The organism is Photobacterium sp., assembly GCF_033720175.1.
Taxonomy (GTDB): Bacteria; Pseudomonadota; Gammaproteobacteria; order Enterobacterales; family Vibrionaceae; genus Photobacterium.
The window spans coordinates 38,433-58,236 of the sequence record NZ_JAWWDA010000009.1 but is presented as its reverse complement, the minus strand read 5'-3'; the positions used below and the strand labels follow the sequence as shown (position 1 = coordinate 58,236).

Annotated in this window: 19 protein-coding genes and 2 pseudogenes; 13 read left to right on the top strand and 8 right to left on the bottom strand. The window is 45.0% G+C overall.

Features of this window, described 5'->3' with window-relative positions:
• Positions 1–222 precede the first annotated feature (222 nt).
• A complete protein-coding gene (locus tag R3289_RS11945) occupies positions 223–552 on the top strand; it encodes a DUF5992 family protein (protein ID WP_318925754.1) in 330 nt (109 codons plus the stop codon).
• Here the strand turns inward: R3289_RS11945 and R3289_RS11940 are convergent.
• Positions 545–1,528 (bottom strand): annotated as a pseudogene (locus tag R3289_RS11940) (IS30 family transposase). The gene R3289_RS11945 and the pseudogene R3289_RS11940 overlap by 8 nt on opposite strands.
• A 204-nt stretch (positions 1,529–1,732) precedes the next feature.
• Here R3289_RS11940 and R3289_RS11935 point away from each other — a divergent pair.
• Both R3289_RS11935 and R3289_RS11930 read left to right on the top strand, forming a co-directional pair.
• The gene (locus R3289_RS11935; RefSeq protein WP_318925752.1) at positions 1,733–2,044 is read left to right on the top strand and encodes a hypothetical protein; all 312 of its coding nucleotides are present in this window, start codon (positions 1,733–1,735) and stop codon (positions 2,042–2,044) included.
• 232 nt (positions 2,045–2,276) lie between these two features.
• Complete coding sequence (locus R3289_RS11930) at positions 2,277–2,465, top strand: hypothetical protein (RefSeq protein ID WP_318925751.1); 189 nt, start codon at positions 2,277–2,279, stop codon at positions 2,463–2,465.
• A 673-nt stretch (positions 2,466–3,138) separates the two neighbouring features.
• Here R3289_RS11930 and R3289_RS11925 read toward each other — a convergent pair.
• Positions 3,139–4,407, bottom strand: coding sequence for an O-acetylhomoserine aminocarboxypropyltransferase/cysteine synthase (locus R3289_RS11925; protein ID WP_318925749.1), 1,269 nt, complete (start codon positions 4,405–4,407; stop codon positions 3,139–3,141).
• Between the two features lie 202 nt (positions 4,408–4,609).
• Here R3289_RS11925 and R3289_RS11920 point away from each other — a divergent pair, with 202 nt between their 5' ends.
• A complete protein-coding gene (locus R3289_RS11920) occupies positions 4,610–4,900 on the top strand; it encodes a YkgJ family cysteine cluster protein (RefSeq protein ID WP_318925747.1) in 291 nt (96 codons plus the stop codon).
• A gap of 93 nt (positions 4,901–4,993) precedes the next feature.
• Here R3289_RS11920 and R3289_RS11915 read toward each other — a convergent pair whose 3' ends face one another.
• On the bottom strand, positions 4,994–5,560 hold the full coding sequence (locus tag R3289_RS11915) for a hypothetical protein (RefSeq protein ID WP_318925746.1): 567 nt from the start codon (positions 5,558–5,560) through the stop codon (positions 4,994–4,996).
• Positions 5,561–5,697: 137 nt separating this feature from the next.
• Between R3289_RS11915 and R3289_RS11910 the strand changes: the two genes are divergently transcribed.
• Positions 5,698–6,552, top strand: a complete 855-nt coding sequence (locus R3289_RS11910) for a Mut7-C RNAse domain-containing protein (RefSeq protein WP_318925744.1) — start codon at positions 5,698–5,700, stop codon at positions 6,550–6,552.
• Between the two features lie 123 nt (positions 6,553–6,675).
• Entirely contained in the window at positions 6,676–7,341 is a 666-nt protein-coding gene (locus R3289_RS11905; protein ID WP_318925742.1) for an SDR family NAD(P)-dependent oxidoreductase, read from the top strand.
• A gap of 9 nt (positions 7,342–7,350) precedes the next feature.
• On the opposite strand, the gene R3289_RS11900 is transcribed toward R3289_RS11905, so the two are convergent.
• Positions 7,351–8,232, bottom strand: coding sequence for an AEC family transporter (locus tag R3289_RS11900; protein ID WP_318925740.1), 882 nt, complete (start codon positions 8,230–8,232; stop codon positions 7,351–7,353).
• A 223-nt stretch (positions 8,233–8,455) separates the two neighbouring features.
• Between R3289_RS11900 and R3289_RS11895 the strand changes: the two genes are divergently transcribed.
• The 7 genes from R3289_RS11895 (at position 8,456) to R3289_RS11865 (ending at position 17,221) form a co-directional block, all read left to right on the top strand.
• Complete coding sequence (locus tag R3289_RS11895; protein WP_318925739.1) at positions 8,456–8,881, top strand: potassium channel family protein; 426 nt, start codon at positions 8,456–8,458, stop codon at positions 8,879–8,881.
• A 272-nt stretch (positions 8,882–9,153) separates the two neighbouring features.
• Positions 9,154–11,286 (top strand): transcriptional regulator NosR, encoded by a 2,133-nt coding sequence (gene nosR / locus R3289_RS11890; RefSeq protein ID WP_318925738.1) that lies wholly within the window; start codon positions 9,154–9,156, stop codon positions 11,284–11,286.
• Between the two features lie 120 nt (positions 11,287–11,406).
• Positions 11,407–13,311, top strand: a complete 1,905-nt coding sequence (nosZ, locus tag R3289_RS11885; RefSeq protein WP_318925737.1) for a TAT-dependent nitrous-oxide reductase — start codon at positions 11,407–11,409, stop codon at positions 13,309–13,311.
• A 200-nt stretch (positions 13,312–13,511) separates the two neighbouring features.
• Positions 13,512–14,828, top strand: coding sequence for a nitrous oxide reductase family maturation protein NosD (locus R3289_RS11880; protein WP_318925736.1), 1,317 nt, complete (start codon positions 13,512–13,514; stop codon positions 14,826–14,828).
• Between the two features lie 4 nt (positions 14,829–14,832).
• Positions 14,833–15,840: an ABC transporter ATP-binding protein gene (locus R3289_RS11875; protein ID WP_318925734.1), complete on the top strand. Its 1,008-nt coding sequence runs from the start codon at positions 14,833–14,835 to the stop codon at positions 15,838–15,840.
• Entirely contained in the window at positions 15,837–16,655 is an 819-nt protein-coding gene (locus tag R3289_RS11870) for an ABC transporter permease (protein WP_318925733.1), read from the top strand. Before R3289_RS11875 ends, R3289_RS11870 begins: the two co-directional genes overlap by 4 nt.
• A 65-nt stretch (positions 16,656–16,720) precedes the next feature.
• Positions 16,721–17,221, top strand: a complete 501-nt coding sequence (locus R3289_RS11865) for a nitrous oxide reductase accessory protein NosL (protein WP_318925732.1) — start codon at positions 16,721–16,723, stop codon at positions 17,219–17,221.
• A gap of 103 nt (positions 17,222–17,324) precedes the next feature.
• On the opposite strand, the gene rarD is transcribed toward R3289_RS11865, so the two are convergent.
• The 4 genes and pseudogenes from rarD to R3289_RS11845 all read right to left on the bottom strand — a co-directional run bounded on the left by rarD (position 17,325) and on the right by R3289_RS11845 (position 19,739).
• Entirely contained in the window at positions 17,325–18,272 is a 948-nt protein-coding gene (gene rarD, locus R3289_RS11860) for an EamA family transporter RarD (protein WP_318925730.1), read from the bottom strand.
• Positions 18,273–18,618: 346 nt separating this feature from the next.
• Positions 18,619–18,758 (bottom strand): annotated as a pseudogene (locus R3289_RS11855) (transposase); the annotation flags it as partial.
• A gap of 167 nt (positions 18,759–18,925) precedes the next feature.
• Complete coding sequence (locus tag R3289_RS11850) at positions 18,926–19,408, bottom strand: hypothetical protein (RefSeq protein ID WP_318925728.1); 483 nt, start codon at positions 19,406–19,408, stop codon at positions 18,926–18,928.
• Between the two features lies 1 nt (position 19,409).
• The gene (locus R3289_RS11845) at positions 19,410–19,739 is read right to left on the bottom strand and encodes a DUF805 domain-containing protein (protein WP_318925726.1); all 330 of its coding nucleotides are present in this window, start codon (positions 19,737–19,739) and stop codon (positions 19,410–19,412) included.
• Positions 19,740–19,804 lie beyond the last annotated feature (65 nt).

The following is a 19,804-nucleotide window of genomic DNA, read 5'->3' as shown; positions in this document are numbered from 1 at the left end:
CCATTAGAAGAATATAAGCAAATAACAGCTAACAGAAATGACGCAATAGTAGCGGCCTTTGAAAGCGGTGGTTACACACTAAAAGAAATAGGTGACTATTTTTCTCTTCACTATTCCCAAGTGAGTCAAATAGTGACAAAAGGCAAGAACTGAACCTTATTTTTGTATGGTTGGTTCAACGTGGCACACTTTATTGTAGACGATATAAATTTGGAGAAATAAATGAAGCTTAGAGTTATGTTTTTAGTAATTGGATTATTACTTTCCTCTACTAGTTATGCAGGAGAAGTTGCTAGAGGAGAAATTGATGAACTCGTTAACCTCATTGGTAATGAAAGGCTTTTTGCTGTGTTTATGAGTACAAGCTCTAGCGGACCGTGTGCTGGTAAATGGGTTCGCTTCAAGGAAGCGAATTTTGGAAATAACCCTGAAGGATATAAATTTGCGTTCAGTATGGCTGCAACGGCGCTAGCATCAGGAAAAAAAGTTAGACTACATAATTACTTAAGTGACTCGTGTGATGGTGTAACCTTTATTGGTGTGTCTAAATAGAAATCTTGATATCAGTTTGAAGTGCAACATTTAGCGATAATAATAAAAATAATTCCTCTGGTGTTTTAAAGCCTAATCGCTTTCTTGGAGGAGTATTTAATTTCTTGGCAATGGCATTACATTTAGCCTGTATTAAGGAAGCCATTGAGGTGCCTTTTATTAGGTGTTGGCGTATTCATCCACTGGTGTTTTTATTAATATCTCGTTCCCACGAATGGTATGGATTAGCAAAGTAAAACAATCAGTTAGTTGCTCTTTCAATATGTTGGTACTGATAAAATTCAGTGCCATTGTCAGCCGAAATTGTTTTGAAAGGCAGTTCAGCTTTCTTTATTAACTTAATCACCCGTCTATTGAGAGGTTGAGTTGTTCTGTCATCAAGTTGACCAATAAGAGTATAGCCTGACAGGCGTTCAACGAGCGTGACGAGACAGTGGACAGTATCAATTTCCCAGTGCCCAACTTCTAGTCTCAAATTGGCTTGTTCAGGGCGCGCTGAGATATTACGTTTAGCGGTAAGGCGTCCTCGGCTGTCTTTTGACTTATAGCATTTTCGGCGTATTTTCGATGATTGCCTAAGTTTCTTCCACAGGTGTCCGCCCTGAAGTTTATCGGTCCAGGTATACTGATAAATGGTTTCATGATAAATCGTAGGTATTTGTTTTTAATTTATATATTCAAAAGTTTGCTCCGGGTTCCATTCAAGTGGAAGTAGTGCGTCAACGAGGACAAAGCTTAAGGCGCTAAATTGCTTGTTGAGCCTTGAACGACTTCGTCGGGTCACAGCCCTGGAGTGGGCGAGAGCAGGCTGTGGTAATAGGTACTTTGCCGGTTTGCCCTGGATTTTTTTGTACTTCGCGATAGATGGTGCTTTTGTCACGGCCAGTGTAATTGCTATTTCAGGTGTGTTCAAGCCTTGCTTTCTGAGCGCAGAGAGCATATACCTTTCATTCTCAGTGAGTTGTTGATAGTTCATAGTTTTTCACTTCTTGGTGGGAGTAAAAAGTAATGATAGTCACAACTCACTGTTTTTCTTTCTGTGGGTGTGGCACTTACTATTTGAATCCAAGATCAATTGATTTATTAGTCAATTTTTCAGCTTCATTCAACTTTTTGTCAATTCAAGCAATGAAGTGATTGAATCTAAGTTTTTTCACCAACAATATCTAGAGAGTTATAAATGTTAAATATGAAAGTTATGCTTCCTATTGTATTTTTGTTTTCTGCACCTTTAGCGGCTGAGCAAATTACTACGCCTAAAACGGTTAAAAGAGTTTTTTCAGAAGGAACAACATCAGCTGGTTTTTATACTAATGAGGGGATTTCACAGTGTAAGTGGGGGATTATGTATATGGATCTTTCGACAGAAAGCGGTAAAGCTCAATTTTCACAAGTATTAACTGCCAAAACAGCAGGCTTCAAAGTTATACGGATTGATTATACGATTCGTTCTAGTGGTACATGTCTTGCCAGCGGGATTCATATTCAGTAACGTATTTATGGTGATAATTTAGGCTGTCGTGATAATAAGCATCGTATTCGCATGGTGTTATTTAATTATGGGTAAAAATTAAAAATAAAATATTTGTGACTTTATTACTCACTTTATTTGCTTCAACTTCTTTTGCTGGAACGAATGATTGCGGTCACTCTCAGTCAAGAATTTATATGTACAAGGTGACCGTAGTGACGGAAGTTTTCATGGCAATAAGCTGCTAATAATTATGGGGGAAGGAAAGAAACCACAATGTGAAGGTTTTACGTTTGCGTATCTTGGAAATAATGATGAAGCATACCAAGGGGTTTTATCGATGGCATTAACAGCTTATACCGCGGGTAGAAAGCTAAGAGTGGTTGTAAATTATGGTGTTATTACAGCTGCAGGTAGAAGAATAGAATGGATAAACTTTTAATCTGACAATAATTTAATAATTGCCGGAAGTAATTTGGTTCTAACGTATTATTAACTTTAGGTTAGGGAGGTGATTGTTTGTTTTAATGATTCATGATGTTTTATTAAGTATGTTCCTTATTATAGGTTTTAAATTTATTAATTGGAGATATGCAAGTTGGATATTAAAAGAGTAAGTTTAATTATTTGTTGTCTGTTGTTCTCAGGGGGATCTTTTGCAGGTCCAAGCTGGGTGACAGGAAAAATGACATCGCTTCTTGCATCGGCGACTGATCCTGCGATTAGGTTGACAGGGAATATTTCTCCCGACAACTGTGATGGAGGTCAATATGGGTGGTTATACTTTCAGGGCTCACCAGAAGAAAGAAACCGAGTATATTCGAGTGCATTAGCGTTATCACTGTCCGGAAAAACAGTTACTGTTTATACCAATGATAATGGTGGCCAATGTCGAATTAATAATATCCAAGTCACATCAGGCTTGAATTGATTTAAAGTCAATATATCGGACTCGGTAAGTATCTTGATCGTTGGTTGTTCGGAGTATGTGGTGAAGTCTAGCATCACTTATATTTTTCTGTATGCGCCAACGCTTGTTCGGTGGTGTGATAGGAAGAAGGCCAAGAGACCTCCTCCAAATCGATTTTAGCTAAACCCGATTAAGCCAAGTTCAATTAAGCGTTTAACGCTTGCTCAAGATCAGCCAGAATATCGTCGATATGCTCGATACCGACAGACAGGCGGATCATTTCAGGGCTGACACCGGCTTCTTGCTGCTCTTGCGAATTCATCTGACGGTGAGTCGTCGAGGCCGGATGGCAAGCCAGTGACTTCGCATCACCAATGTTCACCAGGCGTTTAAACAGTTGCAGTGCATCATAGAAGCGAACCCCCGCGTCATACCCCTCTTTCAGGCCAAAAGAAAGGATCGCAGAAGGCTTGCCGCCCATGTATTTCTGTGCGAGTTCATAATGGACTGAATCTTTCAGGCCGGCATAGTTTACCCAGCTTACCTTGTCGTGCTGTTGCAGGTATTCTGCGACTTTAAGCGCGTTTTCTGTGTGTCTTTCCATCCGTAAAGACAGAGTTTCTAATCCTTGCAGCAATAAGAACGCATTCATCGGCGACAACGCCGCGCCGGTATTACGCAATGGTACGGTACGGCAACGACCAATGAACGCCGCATCACCGAAGGCTTCGGTATAAACCACGCCATGATAAGACGGCTCTGGCTGGTTAAACACCGGAAAGCGATCTTTATGTTGCGCCCAGGGGAATTTACCGGAATCGATCACAACACCACCCAGCGTGGTGCCATGGCCACCGACGTATTTAGTCAGCGAGTGCACCACAATATCAGCGCCGAACTCGATGGGCTTGCATAGCACCGGTGTTGCCACGGTATTATCAACCACCACAGGTACGCCCTGCGCATGGGCGAGATTGGCTATCGTTTCGATATCAACAATATTACCCGCCGGGTTCCCGATTGTTTCGCAATAAACTGCCTTGGTGTTTTCATCAATCAGCTCGGCCAGACTTTCAGGTTTATCGTCTTTGGCAAAGCGAACCTCAATGCCCTGTTTTGGCAGCATATGGGCAAACAGCGTATACGTACCGCCATACAGTTGCGGGGTCGAAACAATGTTGTCGCCGGCTTCAGCCAGCGTCAGTATGGCATAGTTAATTGCCGCGCTGCCTGCACTCACTACCAATCCGGCAATGCCGCCTTCCAGTGCCGCCATGCGCTGTTCGAGTACATCGTTGGTCGGGTTCATGATACGGGTGTAGATATTGCCCGGCACTTCCAGGTTAAATAAATCGGCGCCGTGCTGCGCGCTATCAAACTCATACGCGACGGTCTGGTAAATTGGGGTGGCGACCGATTTGGTGGTGGGATCGGTTTGATAGCCGTGATGGATTGATAACGTTTCGTCTTTCATCTCTTCTTCCTTGATTAAGTAGACTAACAAGTGTCTCTTTGTACCATGAACAACCAGCTTCGCGCCAATGGCTTTGCCGGTCAGATCTCAGGTGAGGGGCGTAAGGGGCCGCGGTCGGTCAACGTCGTCTTCATCATGAGATCGCGCACAAACGGTCTGATTACGCTATGCTAGCGACAAAATGACGTTACAGTAGTAATTTATGACAATCGAAATTACCACCCTGCCTGAAGCTGAGATAACCTGTGCCAACTGCAAGGCGTGCTGTTGCCGGTTAGAAGTTATGCTCATTACTGAGACCGGCGTGCCTGAGCGCTATATTGAGACAGACGCGTGGGGCGGAAGAGTCATGGCTCGCCTTGATGATGGCTGGTGCGCAGCCGTAGACCGCGATACATTGATGTGTTCGATTTACGAAAATCGACCGCTGATTTGCCGAGAGTTTGAGATGGGAGAATATGAGTGTATCGCCGAACGAAACGATAACTTGTAGAGTAGAATCAACGAGGTTGATGATTTAAGTAATGTTAAAAATCATCAACCTGGCTTTTCACATCGCGCCTTTCTCCAAAAGAGCTGTAAACGCTTAATTTATCGTTAGTTCACCGTCGAGATCAGTCAGGATCATTTTCTGAACATCCAAACCAAGCAGCATCAAAATAAGACACCAATTTAAAAAGGGAATGTTACTTTTTTCTAAATTATCGTTGAAATGGGTGCTGTTCCAATCAAATGATGCTGATAAGTCACTGATTGTTAATCCCGTAAATGCATTGTCACCGACAATTTCTCGCAGTTGATCGGCGGAAGGCGTCACAAATTTATTGGCAGGGCGAAAAGCACTGGCATTGAATGTGCCCAGAATTTTACGGATATCAGCCGGTAACGGTCGACCCTGATTCTGAATATTCGGTCTGCCGACTAAAGCCGCTAAGAAGCACCAGCAAGCATACGGGATCGTCGAGATTTCAAACGGCTCTTTTTTATACCTTGCACTCCAATCGCGGAACTTACGCTCTGGTATTGCGGTAATTTTTACCAAGGTCGCTGAGTCGTAACCGTACTCACGCAACAAATTTAAAATTTCTGCGACTTCTGAAACGAAAGGCTTTGTCCATACATTGGATGGCGCAAATGTGTTTTCTCTTATCACGGACGAGTCTCTTCTTCAAAAGTGAGCCTACGTAAGTAAGCGTAGTCTCTTAATTGTATTCTAATCTGTCAGCCACTTTCATTATTTGCACTACTGTTATGCTAAATAGCGACTTTTAAGCGAACTGGCTAAATCTGATGATGTTGGCTATTTTGATGAGAGATAATACTGATAACTCTCAAGATGTCTATCACAGCACAGAAATACTAATGCAAATAATCGATCCACAGGCTCAACAACACGCTCCCATCATGCGCAGTGCATGCTTTCGTTTTTATCAAGAGCTCAATGATTTCTTACTCCAAAAACAGCGCAAAAGAACGTTTTCATATGCGTTCTCAGGAAATCCATCAGTTAAAGACACGATTGAAGCGATTGGGGTGCCTCACACAGAAATCGATGTGATATTGGTCAATGGCGAGTCGGTGGGTTTCGAGTATCAGATGCAGGGCGGAGAGTATGTCTCTGTTTATCCGGAATTTGAATCTGTAAGTATCATTCCTCTTGTTCACCTTCGTTCACCGCCACCACGGGAAACAAAATTTGTCGTGGATGTTAATTTGGGAAAATTAGCAATAAAGCTGCGGTTACTCGGATTTGATACCTTGTACCGTAAAGATTTCAGCGACAGCGAAATTGTTAAACGGTCTCTGGATGAGAAGCGCATTATTTTGACCCGTGACAAGGGTATTTTTAAATACAGGGCGGTCACTCACGGATACTGGGTCCGCAGTGATGATCCTAAAAGACAGTTAAGGGAAGTGATTACCCGCTTACAGCTGGAGAACCGTTTCAGACCATTTACCCGCTGCTCAAATTGCAATGAGCAACTGCACCCGGTTGAAAGCTGGCGGCTCAAAGGTCGTATACCTGATGATATCCTGCTATTTTCTGATGGCTTTATGGAGTGCGAGGGGTGTGAAAAAATTTATTGGCGAGGGTCCCATTATGACCGCATATGCAAATGGATTGATCAATTAAAAGTCAATTAACTCTGCATATTGAAAGGGCTTTTGAATATTAAGATGCAATTTAAATACAATACCAAACGGGGATAAAATACCATCTATTGAAGGCGGACTTCCGCACTTATTCTTTTTCATGAAGGGGAACGTATGATTGTAATTACTGGTGCCAGTAGTGGCTTGGGTGCCGCGCTGGCAAATTTGTATGGTAACGAGGGACAAGCACTGTTACTTACCGGACGCAGTGAGCAACGTCTATCACAGGTGGCGAAAACGATTTCTGGCGCAGTTCAGATAAAACCGGCTGACCTGTGTGATCCGCAGGCTATTTCAGCTTTGTTCGATTCGCTGGAGCACGCACCGGATACCGTGATCCACTGCGCTGGCAGCGGTTATTTTGGTCCTATTGAAGCTCAGCAGCCTGAGTTGATTGGCGAACTGATCCACAACAACGTGACATCGGCGATCTTATTTTTGCGTGAGTTGGTGAAGCGCTACCGTCATGACAAGGTCAATGTCGTTGTGGTGATGTCAACGGCGGCGCAGGTCGCCAAAGCCGGGGAGTCAACGTACTGTGCTGCCAAATGGGCCGTGCGGGGGTTGATCGAATCTGTTCGTCTGGAGCTGAAAGGCAGCCCGATGAAGCTGATCGCGGTGTATCCCGGTGGAATGGCGACTGATTTCTGGCAAACCAGTGGCAAAGATCTTGATACCTCCGGTTTTATGACCGCAGAGGAAGCGGCTGCAATGCTGAAACATGCGCTGGTCAGCGCCGAGCACGGTTATGTTTCTGATATTACAATCAATCGCTCTTAGCCGTTAAATTCAAATTGCCAGTGCCCCCCATAATAAAACCGGCAGGGTGATAATGGCGAAAAAATTACCGAATAACACCATTGATGCCACATTGGTCGGCTCGACATTAAATCGCTCAGAAAACAGATAGTTCATTACTGCCGGCGGTAGCATGGTGAACAGCACCATCATTTGCAGCTGTTGATGAGGCAACGGAATGAAAACATAAATCATGGCGAAACTGAAAGCTCCTGTGCCGAGGCTGAACAAGGTGGCCATTAACCCGGTGCGTAAGCCTGTCAGGCGCAGGTTGATCATCTGCGAGCCTAACGACAGTAACATTACCGGGATCGAAGCCTGGCCTAACAAATGGGTGGCCTCGTAAAGTGGTTTCCAGACCGGAATGTCCAGTAAGTTAAATGAGAGAGCGGCCAGCGTTGCCAGCAACAACGGGTTTTTAAAGAGCTGCTTAATCGACAGCGATTCTTTGTTGCTTAACAGTGCCATGCCGACGGTGATATGTAAGATAGTCGAGACCACAAACAGCAACACGGCTGAGGCCATGGCGGTTTCACCAAAGGTATAGCTGAACAGTGGAATAGCGAGATTGCCACTGTTACGAAACATCTGCGGCGGCGCCCAGGCTTTAAAGGTGATCTTATTGACTTTACATAGGGCGATCATCAACAGCCCGGGCAAAACCACCGCACAAACAGCGGCGGTCAGCAAGGAAACCTGTGAGGTGTCAAGCTTCATGGTCACTAACGACGAGAAGATAAGTGCAGGCACAAACACATCCATGTTGATGCGGTTGATCGGCTTAAAATCGGGTTTCAGCCGTTTGCTTATCACATAGCCGACGAGCACAATCGCAAAAACAGGGAACAGAATACTGACGACTTTCTCAAACACCTTAGCTTCCTTGCTCGGTTATTGGTTCAGGACTATTGGATATCTGGTTTAGGTTTTACCATAACGGTTTATCGTACAAAAAGTAATATCAATATCAATATCAATATATAGGGTGGTCCATGAGTGGATGCGGCCCCCGCCCCTTTTTGATAGCGTTTTGAACCTATCTAATACTCAGTGCATATAATGGAAGAGACAGAATCTAACCATAAGCAGGTTTGATGTGATAACGGTATCTTTAGTTAATAGTGCAGTCGTTGCGATTGCCGTGATGATCCATTACGAATTTTTGTATCATCTTACGACACTTATACCAAAAATGAAGATTTTGCATCGGTTCAGAATTGTCTTTGGGGTCTTCGGTGCTTTGATCGCTCATACGGTTGAGGTATGGGTCTTTGCATGGGCGTATTATTATATGCATCATTCTGAAGAGTGGGGAAGTTTAGAAGGTAATTTCAATGGCAGTTTATTGGATTGTGTCTATTTTTCATTCACGACATTCACGACCTTAGGTTTTGGTGATATAGAACCATCCGGAGATCTGAGGTATTTAACCGGCGTTGAATCATTAACGGGTTTGGTATTGATCACCTGGACGGCTTCTTTTCTCTATCTTGAAATGCGACGTTACTGGAACTTGAAATAAATAACACACGTGACGGGGGCGAAACGGTACAAGTGTTTGGGGTGTCACCATCTCGATAAAGTTTTTTAGTTGGCTGAAAAAGTGAGACAAAGAATGGCTGCTGATGAAAGCAAAGGCAAATAACATTACCGTTACATATATCACGGTTCAATTAAGTAAATGTAATAATATGTAAACTAATTGATCTCAATCATAAGTACGCCTAAAGATGTATTTAATATGTACTATTAGGTGTGGTAACTTAGGTAAAAGCCTTACTTGGGAGTTCATTGGTGGAAAAATTCAGCATTTTCAGAGCGATGATTTTTCGTGTGTGCTTGTTTGTTTCGCTGTCTGTCGGGGGGATCTCACAGGCAAGTGCGCTGTTTGTCAGTCCGCCAAAGGATCCTATTCCTCTTATCAAAGAAACATTTCCTGACGCAACAAAAATTGCCGATAAGCAGGGGGAGCTCCCCGTCTGGAGCATTTATAAAGATCAGGACATCATAGGTTATGCCTTTGAAACTAATGATATCGCTAAAATTCCCGCCTATTCGGGCGAACCGGTCAATATGCTGGTCGCCATTGATCCACAAGGAAACTACCTCACCGCCAAAGTACTGGAGCACCATGAACCGATTATCCTGGCGGGTATCCCGGAGCCGAAGCTGTGGGCGTTTGCTGATCAGTACAACGGACTATCGGTGAAAGACCGAATCAAAGTTGGCGGTAACAAGAGTCAGGGGTATGTTGCTGTTGATGGTCTGTCAGGTGCCACCGTGACAGTCATGGTGATGAATGTCGCAATAACCAAAGCGGCAAAAAAAGTGGCTCAGTCACTGGGAATTATTAACAAGCCGCAAGCCGTTATCCAGCCGCCATCGACCATCCATCAAGACGAATTTACAAAAGCTGACTGGCGCCAGTTAACGGGTGACGGTTCGATACGCAAACTCTACCTAACCAATGAAAAAATCGATAAAGCCTTTGTCGGCACAGAGGCTGAGTATATTGATAATGCGCCTGCTGAAGAAAAGCAGAATATGTTTGCTGAAATCTATTTTGCGCTTGCGGATGTACCTACTATCGGGCGAAATCTGTTCGGCGATGCCGACTATGAATGGCTAGTGAAATCACTGAAGCCGGGTGAGCACCTGGTGGCTGTTTTGGGTAATGGCTACTCGTTTAAGGGATCGGGGTATGTGCGGGGCGGGATCTTCGATCGTATCCAGATCCATCAAGATGAGAATGCAATTTCATTTCGTGATCTCGACCACAACCGTATTACGGATCTGTATATTGAAGGGGCTCCGAAGTTCAAAGAAATGTCGGTGTTCCGGATTCAGGCGCACCATGAATTCGATCCGGGAGCGAGCTGGCAGTTAGAACTGTTGGTGCGACGCCAGACTGGCCCGGTCGATAGTCTGTTCACCAGCTTCAAAGGCAGCTACGATATGTTGGAAAAATATGTCGATACGCCGCCGGCGATTGTGCCCGAGCCGGAGTTGTCCTTGACCCAGCAGGTATGGAAAGAGCGCCAGCTTGAGGTGGTTATACTCTTGGTTTTACTGGGTGTCTTGCTGTTAATTCTGTTTTTCCAGGATGTACTGGTTCGTCACCCCACCTTTATGCACAACTTGCGTCATGGCTTCCTGGCAGTGACAGTGGTGTTTATCGGCTGGTCATGGGGCGGGCAGTTATCGGTGGTGAATGTCTTCACCTTTTTACAGGCCCTGATGAGTGACTTTTCCTGGGATCTTTTCTTGCTCGATCCGATTATTTTTATCTTGTGGTGTGCAGCAGCGGTTACGATGATCCTCTGGGGACGTGCAGTTTATTGTGGCTGGCTGTGCCCGTTTGGTGCCTTGCAAGAGCTGGTCAATCAAGTTGCCCGATATTTCAAAATGCCTCAATATGAATTGCCGTATGCCGTGCATGAACGTTTGTGGGCAATCAAATACCTCATCTTATTAGGTTTGTTCGGGATCTCTCTCGATTCGTTAGCAATGGCTGAGCAGTTTGCCGAAATCGAACCGTTTAAAACCACCTTCCTGTTGAAGTTTGATCGTGAATGGCCGTTTATTGCCTGGGCCGTCTTCCTGATCGTACTGAATCTGTTTAACCGGAAAACCTTCTGTCGCTACTTGTGTCCATTAGGCGCGGCACTGTCGGTCACCAGCAACGCACGTTTATTTAGTTGGTTAAAACGTCGCCCTGACTGCGGCTCACCCTGTAAGACATGTGCGAAAGAGTGTGAGATCCAGGCAATCCAGCCCGATGGTGTGATCAACATGCGTGAATGCCATTACTGTCTGGACTGCCAAGTTACCTATTACAACGAAGAAAAATGTCCGCCACTGAAGAAACTGGCGCGAAAGAAACGTAAGAATACTGAGCTGGAAATTCCAGTGGTCATTACTGAATAAGTACCGAGTAACTACTGAATAACAAGGAAAATAAGCGGAAATATAAAGCAGTCTCTGTAAATAACCCTACTAGTATAAATATCGTGGTCGCGTAAATAATAACGGTATGGAGAGCCAACCATGAGTGATAATAAGAACAATGATCAGTTAGAACAACATAACGAAGACGGATTACCCAATGTAGAAAGGCGTAAATTTTTCGGTAAAACCGCCGCTATCGGTATTGGCGCGGCAGTCGCCCCGATGTCAGCCGCAATGTTTGCCTCAATGGCGCAAGCCCGGGCAGCAGAAGCGGGTAACAGCCCGTTTGTCCATCCGGGCGATTTAGATGAATATTATGGTTTCTGGAGTGGTGGTCATTCCGGCGAAGTGCGCATCATGGGGTTGCCATCGATGCGTGAATTAATGCGTATTCCTGTGTTTAATACCGATAGTGCAACAGGATGGGGCCTGACCAACGAAAGTAAGCGGGTCAAAGGTGACAGTGCAGATATTTTGGTGGGAGACTCACACCACCCTCATATGAGTATGACGGACGGCCGATACAACGGTAAATATGTTTTTATTAATGACAAAGCCAACAGCCGGGTTGCTCGTATTCGTTGTAATGTCATGAAAACCGACAAAATGATCACCATTCCGAATGTCCAGGCTATCCACGGATTACGGGTACAAAAAGTACCTGAGACCAAATATGTGATCTGTAACGGGGAATTTGAAATTCCGATGAACAATGACGGCAAGTCGTCATTGGAAGATGTCAGCACCTACCGTTCGTTGTTTAACGTGATTGATGCCGAGAAGATGGAAGTGGCATTTCAGGTCATGGTTGATGGCAACCTGGATAATACCGATGCCGACTACGACGGTAAATATTTCGCTTCAACCTGCTATAACTCTGAAATGGGGATGACGCTGGGCGAAATGATCACGGCTGAACGAGACCACGTCGTTGTTTTCAGTCTTGCGCGTTGTGAAGCGGCGCTGAAAGCGGGTGAATTCAAAACGTACAATGGTAATGATGTTCCTGTTCTTGATGGCCGTAAAGGTTCTGAACTCACTCGTTATATCCCTGTTCCAAAATCCCCTCACGGGATGAATACATCGTCAGACGGTAAGTATTTTGTGGCTAATGGTAAGCTATCGCCAACCGTTTCGGTTATCGCAATCGACAAGCTTGACGATCTGTTCAGCGATAAAATAAAGCCACGTGACACTATCGTTGCAGAGCCTGAGCTGGGTTTAGGTCCTTTGCATACCGCCTTTGATAACAAAGGCAATGCCTATACGACGTTGTTCCTTGATAGCCAGATTGCGAAGTGGAACGTAGAAGATGCCATCAAGGCCTACAATGGCGAAAAGGTCAACTACATCCGCCAGAAGCTGGATGTGCATTACCAACCCGGTCATAACCATACCTCTCAGGGGGAAACCCGTGATGCCGATGGTAAATGGCTGGTCTCTCTCTGTAAGTTCTCTAAAGACCGTTTCTTGCCAGTCGGGCCGCTACGCCCTGAAAATGATCAGCTGATTGATATTTCCGGTGATGAAATGAAGCTGGTCCATGATGGGCCAACCTATGCAGAACCCCATGACTGTATCATTGTTCACCGCAGCAAAGTGAAGCCGCAGAAACTCTGGACACGTGATGATCCGATGTTTGCCGAAACACTGGCAATGGCGAAAGAAGACGGTGTCGACGTAATGACCCAAAATAAAGTGATCCGTGAGGGCAACAAGGTGCGTGTTTACATGACCTCGGTTGCACCTAATTTCGGCATGACTGAGTTTAAAGTGAAGTTAGGCGATGAAGTCACCATGGTCGTTACCAACTTGGATATGGTCGAAGATGTTACCCACGGTTTCTGTATGACCAACCATGGCGTGCAGATGGAAATTGGTCCTCAGCAGACATCATCCATTACCTTTATTGCCAATAAGCCAGGGGTTCAGTGGTACTACTGTAACTGGTTCTGTCATGCGTTACACATGGAAATGCGGGGTCGTATGCTGGTTGAGGCTTGATGTTCTGCTTCGATATAGCCTGAGTCGGTAACCTGACCGACAAAGTGCCAGCCAGTCTGGCACTTTGTCCCTTTCCCTATTTTGTCTGGCCATTGTGTCGCCTATTTGTCATAACGAAAAAATCATCATGGTTGGCCCTTTGTATCATCATCTTTGTGCCTTCATTTTTTAAGTCGTAGCAGGGAAGTTAAAAACAATCGATGATTAAACCATTAATTACATTACTCATTATGTTTTGTCTGCAGCCTGTAGTCTTTGCCAAAACCTACCGGGTGACGGCTGCCGACAACTTGCAAATGGTACTGGATGCGACATCGGATGGCGATGTTGTATTGCTCGCGACCGGTGAATATAAGGGCAACTTTGTCCTGCGCAATGCCATCACCTTGACGGACAATGGAGAGGCCATAATCAATGCGGGAGGGAAGGGGCATGCCCTGCAGCTGACAAGCTCAGATATCCTGATTGAGGATCTGACCATCATTAATTGGGGCAGTGATTTAACCGCGCAAAACGCCGGAATCTACTCCGACCGGCAAGCTAATAATCTGACCATTCGTAATAATAAACTGCAGGGTGACGGGTTTGGTCTCTGGTTACAAGGCGGGAAGCATATCAAAGTGGAGGGTAATCAGGTCGAAGGCAATCCCACGTTGCGTTCGGCCGACAGAGGCAATGGTATTCAGTTGTCAAAAGTCGAGGACGTTGAAGTTACCGGTAATACGATCAGCAAGACCCGAGATGGCTTGTATATTATCGCCAGCCAGAACAATATTTTGAAAAACAATACCATGCACGATCTGCGATATGGTATCCATTATATGTATTCCCACAGTAATCAGGTGCTTAACAATCTGGCTTATAACACGCGGGCGGGATATGCACTGATGAGTTCGCGAAAACTGACGGTATCCGGTAATGAAAGCCGAGACAGTGAAGACTACGGTTTTTTGATGAACTTTATTACCTATTCCGATATCAGCCATAACCGGATTAAAAATGTCTGGACCAAGCCAGAAAACAAAGTCATGGGGCGAGACGGTAAGGGGTTGTTTGTCTATAACTCGGGGTACAACACCATCAGTTATAACAGTATTGATACTGCTGAAATTGGTATTCATCTCACGGCCGGTTCAGAAAATATTAAAGTATTCGGTAATAGTTTTATTAATAACCCGGTGCAGGTGAAATATGTCTCTAACCGGGAGCAGGAGTGGAGCCATGACGGCATCGGGAATTTTTGGAGTAATTATCTTGGCTGGGATCTGAACAACGATGGCAGAGGCGATACCCCATTTGAGCCCAATGACGGAATAGATAAATTAGTATGGCAATATCCGGAGGCCAAAGTATTACTCGATAGTCCGGCAATCCTGACGTTGCGTTGGATACAAAAACAATTTCCGGTACTTAAACCTGCAGGGGTAAAAGACAGCTTTCCACTCATGACACTGCCGTCAGAGCCGGAAAATAAATTATCTGAAAAGCGGCTACTGATAAACCAGGCTGCGGGGTAACAGCATGACGATGATCTTCTCAGAAACAGCGACCTCTCCAGTTGTTTCGTTGCACAATACCAGCAAACACTATCAGCAGGTTGAAGCGCTGAATAATATCACTTTGCAGCTGGCTGCCGGTGAAGTGCTTGGCTTGTTTGGCCATAATGGAGCCGGTAAAACGACGATGATGAAATTAATCCTCGGGGTTATCGAAGCCAGTTACGGGAATGTAACGATCTTTGGCGTTGATCCACAGTCAAAGCAAGCCTGGCACAGCCGCCGAAAAATCGGCTATTTGCCGGAGAATGTCAGTTTTTACGATCACCTTACCGGGTTGGAAGTACTGACTTATTTCTCCCGATTAAAATCGGTGAACAAAAGCCAGGTAATTGGATTACTGGAACAAGTCGGACTGACGGCAGCCATGCACCGCAAAGTGAAGACCTATTCAAAAGGTATGCGGCAACGACTGGGTCTAGCCCAGGCTTTTTTGGGTGACCCCAAATTATTGCTGCTTGATGAACCTACCGTGGGCCTTGATCCCATTGCGACCAAAGAATTTTACCAGACGGTTGATCGCCTTAAGAGTAACGGTGCCAGTATTATACTGTGCTCCCATATTCTGCCGGGCGTGGAGCAGCATATCGACAGGGCGATGATTTTGTCGGGGGGAACGTCGCGGGCAATAGGGACCCTGGCCCAATTACGCGAACAGGCCCGTTTGCCTGTGGCGATTCATACCAGGGGCCTCAATGGCGAACTGCGAAGTGATCCGGCCCTCAGTGCATTGCGGGTTAATGACAACCAGTTACTGGTGCCGGAAACCGATAAACTGGCTGTGGTGCGTAAACTGCTCAGTTACGACCATATCAGTGATCTTCATATTGAATCTGCTAACCTGGATCAGCTCTACCAGTATTACCTCAATGATGAGAGTGCCCCGTTCTCGAATGCACCAGAAACATTAACTAAATCAGAAGTGCTAAATAAACCAGAAGCATTCGATAAATCGGAGGCATTAAGATTATGAACCCAGTTTTTGCTGTTGCGATAAAAGAGTTTCAGGATGGGCTCAGAAACCGCTGGCTGATTTCCATTACCCTTATTTTTGCGGTGCTGTCTTTGGGGCTGAGCTATTACGGCTCTGTTGCTTCAGGGCAACTGGGGGTGGCATCTTTATCGTCGACGATTGCCAGCCTGTCCAGTCTCGCGGTATTTCTTATCCCGTTGATTGCGCTGCTATTAAGTTATGACAGCTTTGTCGGAGAGCAGGAATCCGGCACTTTGCTGCTGCTGCTAACCTATCCGCTGAGTCATAATCAGCTGTTATTTGGTAAATTTTTAGGACAAGGCGCGATCATTACCCTTGCCACCTGCCTCGGCTTTGGCAGTGCCGCTTTCTTGCTGGCGATACAGTCCGATTTCGTTAATGTCATACCGGCATTCAGCCTGTTTATCCTCACCGCTACCCTGCTGGGGCTCTGTTTTATCGCGATTGCCTACGTGATCAGCTTGTCAGTGTCAGAGAAGTCCAAAGCGGCAGGTATTGCATTGATGATCTGGTTCTTCTTTGTTCTGGTTTTTGATTTGGCGTTGCTGGCCATTCTGGTCGGGGTGGAAGAAGGATTGACGCAGCAGCATCTGGTACAGCTGATGATGTTCAATCCGGCCGATTTGTTCCGTTTGATTAATCTGGCGGCGTTAGATACCGGTGATGTTAGTGGCGTGCTGGCTGTGGCCATCGACGAAAGCCGCTCACCAGCGACCTTGTTGCTGATGATGGGAAGCTGGATTGTGGCACCGTTAGCGGTAGCCTCTTTCGTATTCAAAAATAAGAAACTGTAGAAACAACAAGCTTTAATAATAAAAATATTCACTCAGTTTGTAACTTTTTAGTAAGGGAATGATATATGCGTCGTTTACACCCACTAAGAACCCTCAGTGTTGCCCTGTTGCTGGTATTAGGTGTTGCCTGCAGCGAGCAGGAATCGTCAGAAAAAGCCATGGTACGTCAGGCCGTCGCCATAGAGCAGGCCGATGAATGTCACTTGTGCGGCATGATCATCAGCAACTATCCGGGCCCCAAAGGCGAGACCTATAACAAATCATCGAATTCGGTCAGTAAGTTTTGCTCTACCCGGGATTTATTCAGTTTTGTCCTGCAACCGGAAAATATCCGTCAGATCAAGGAAATCTATGTTCATGATATGAGCAAAACGCCCTGGCAACGTCCGGAAGACGAGTATTTCATTGATGCCCGAGAGGCCTGGTATGTGATCGGCTCAGAGCAAAAGGGGTCGATGGGTAAAACCCTGGCGAGTTTTGGCAACCAAGCCGATGCCGAAGTCTTTATTAACGAGTTCGGAGGTAAGCTATATAGCTTTGGCGAAATAACGATTGATGTACTGTGAAGAAGACCCATTAAACATCACAGCCCGCTGCAAGTGACCAATAAATATGTCAGAAGCCCGAGTTATTGACAGAAAATGTCGCATCAACAGCCGCAGAGCTGGGCTAGGCTCGGGGAATTGAAGTCCGGTATCGTTTATATCCATCAAGTACCAACAAAATTAAGGCTAGAATAATAAACAAGTAGGTCGGCATTTCATTGGTGGCAATGGAATCGCCAATCAGTAAACCAACAATAAAGATAAACGTGGGTTCAACGTAGCCCAGTAAGCCAAACAGGGAAACCGTCAACTTAGAGTAGGCATAAAGATAGAGCTGCATTGGGGTAATGGCGACGACGGCTAAAACGATGTAATAGATGTAAGTACTCACCGATAGCTGTAAGAAATACTCCGCTGGATAGAGATAGAACATGGCGATAAAGGCAAACGGCATCAAGATGATATGGTCGACTGCCAAGCCAACATCTGTTGCCAATGGAATGTTTTTTCGATGCATAAAGTAGAGCGGATAGCCGAGAGCCACAACCAATACCACCCAAGAGATACCAGAGGTTAATACATAGGCGTAAAGGGTTCCAGCTGATGCAAAATAACATGCAACTTTCTGTAAATGCGACAAGCTTTCTCGATAGAAAAAACGCCCGATTAACACTAAGACAATGGGCATTGTGAAATAACCCAGCGCGAGATTGAGCGTTTCGCCATTGGCTGGAGCCCAAACGAAAAGCCAATACTGAGGGGCAACGAGTAAGGCAGACAGGCAGTATTTGGGCCACATTTTCCAGTCGCTCAATGCTTTCCTGAGTAGATGCATTCGCTTTGTCGCCAGCAATAAAACAACAAACAGTAACGTGCTCCAAATTACTCGTTGAACCGCAAGCCAGTGGCTTTCTCCACCGGCGATTAAGCTTTGTGGCATATGAGGTTGTAATTGAACGTAAGCAGGAATTAAAGCAAACATCAACGAGCATAAGATTGACGCCATGACCCCTTTCGCCCGGTCAGACTTTAGATAATTGTATTGATTAAACATCGCCAAAAATTGACTCATTAATATTCCCTGCCGCTACGTGGGCAATTTTGAATTAACACCATAAAAAAAGCGCTGAATCAGCCAACTGCCAGCGCCTTCAGTGCCAAGCTTAAACTAGTAGAAAAGGCTTGGTAGCCAAAGTGAAATTTGTGGCACAAAGGCAATAATAATCACCGCAACTATAGCAATACCGACGATAGGCGTCACTTTGGAAGTGATTTTAAGTTAATGACTGACTAGATCTACCTCATCAGATTATTTGCAACATATATGAACCATTCCTATTTGCACGTTAATTTTTAATGATGTTGCTCTAGATCTAAGTTGCAGTCATATATTCGTTATCTAAGTTTTTACACTTAGATAGGGCAGATCTGACACCGTGAATGAGTAATGTTCGAAGATAGATTCACCTCGCTTGCTGATACCCAACAACGTTTGCTTGTCTCCGCTAGAATGCTGTCTGGGTACCAAACCTAGCCATGCGGACATGTGTCGACCATTATAATCAACACCATGCAGTTGAAATATATATTAGTAATATTAATACCCAGTAAGTTAATGATCATCACCCTACCTCCCGCTTGTCATTAATTAATTACTTATTAATTGTCACAATAGTCATAGCCTGACGGGTCGTTATGGGTAGGATGGTTTATTACATTAGCCCCTTAGAGGCAAGCTTGGCTTTGTTTGCTCCCCATAAACCAAGAAATCCATCTTCTTTTGGAGTTTAGGACGAAGTCCTCTTTAAGGCTCATTCCACTAGCAATCACTCCGTCGATGTTATCGTCATCTTCTTGTGTTGTGAAATTCCAGTCTTTACTATTTATCCGTTCCCCTTGCATAAGCGCATCATTGAGCCGCTGGCTCATAACGATGATAGTTAGACCTTTCGTTTCACTGATGCTTAAATCTGGCTCAGAAATGCTGCCCACGGCAACAGGCACCTTAACAATACATGTTTTCTCGTCTTGACGAGTAAAGGTATAGCTCGCTTCTCCGACTCGACCTTTAAGCCAAAAGAGCTGTCCTTGCGTCATATTATCTACAGTTAGAATCCCAAATGCCCCAGAAGGCGATACAGTTGAGGCATAACTGAACACTGAGATAAAAGTAGACAAAAACATATTCAGAAGTATGACCTTTTTCATGCTAAAGCCTCCCACCTCTGTGAGTATTGGTCGATTGCACCAACAAATACATCAACCAAAACGGTCCTACTACCGGAATAAAAAAGACCAGTCCCCAATAGCCAGACTTGTCGATATCGTGCAGTCGACGAACAATAGCGGAAAGCATCGGAATGAAACTTATAACGCCATAAATTGTGTCAAACCAAGTCGTCATGTCCATAGCGATATCTGCCGCAATACATCCGATAGTCACCAATGTATGCACCAATATAAAGATCCAAAATTCTTCGCGGGACGAGCGGCCCGAAAAGTCTAAGCTTCGTTTCCAAGCAAGAAAATAGAACTGCATAAATGTCACCTCCGTAATTGATTAGTGATGACATTTTGCTACGAATAAAGGGAGTAAACGTCCCC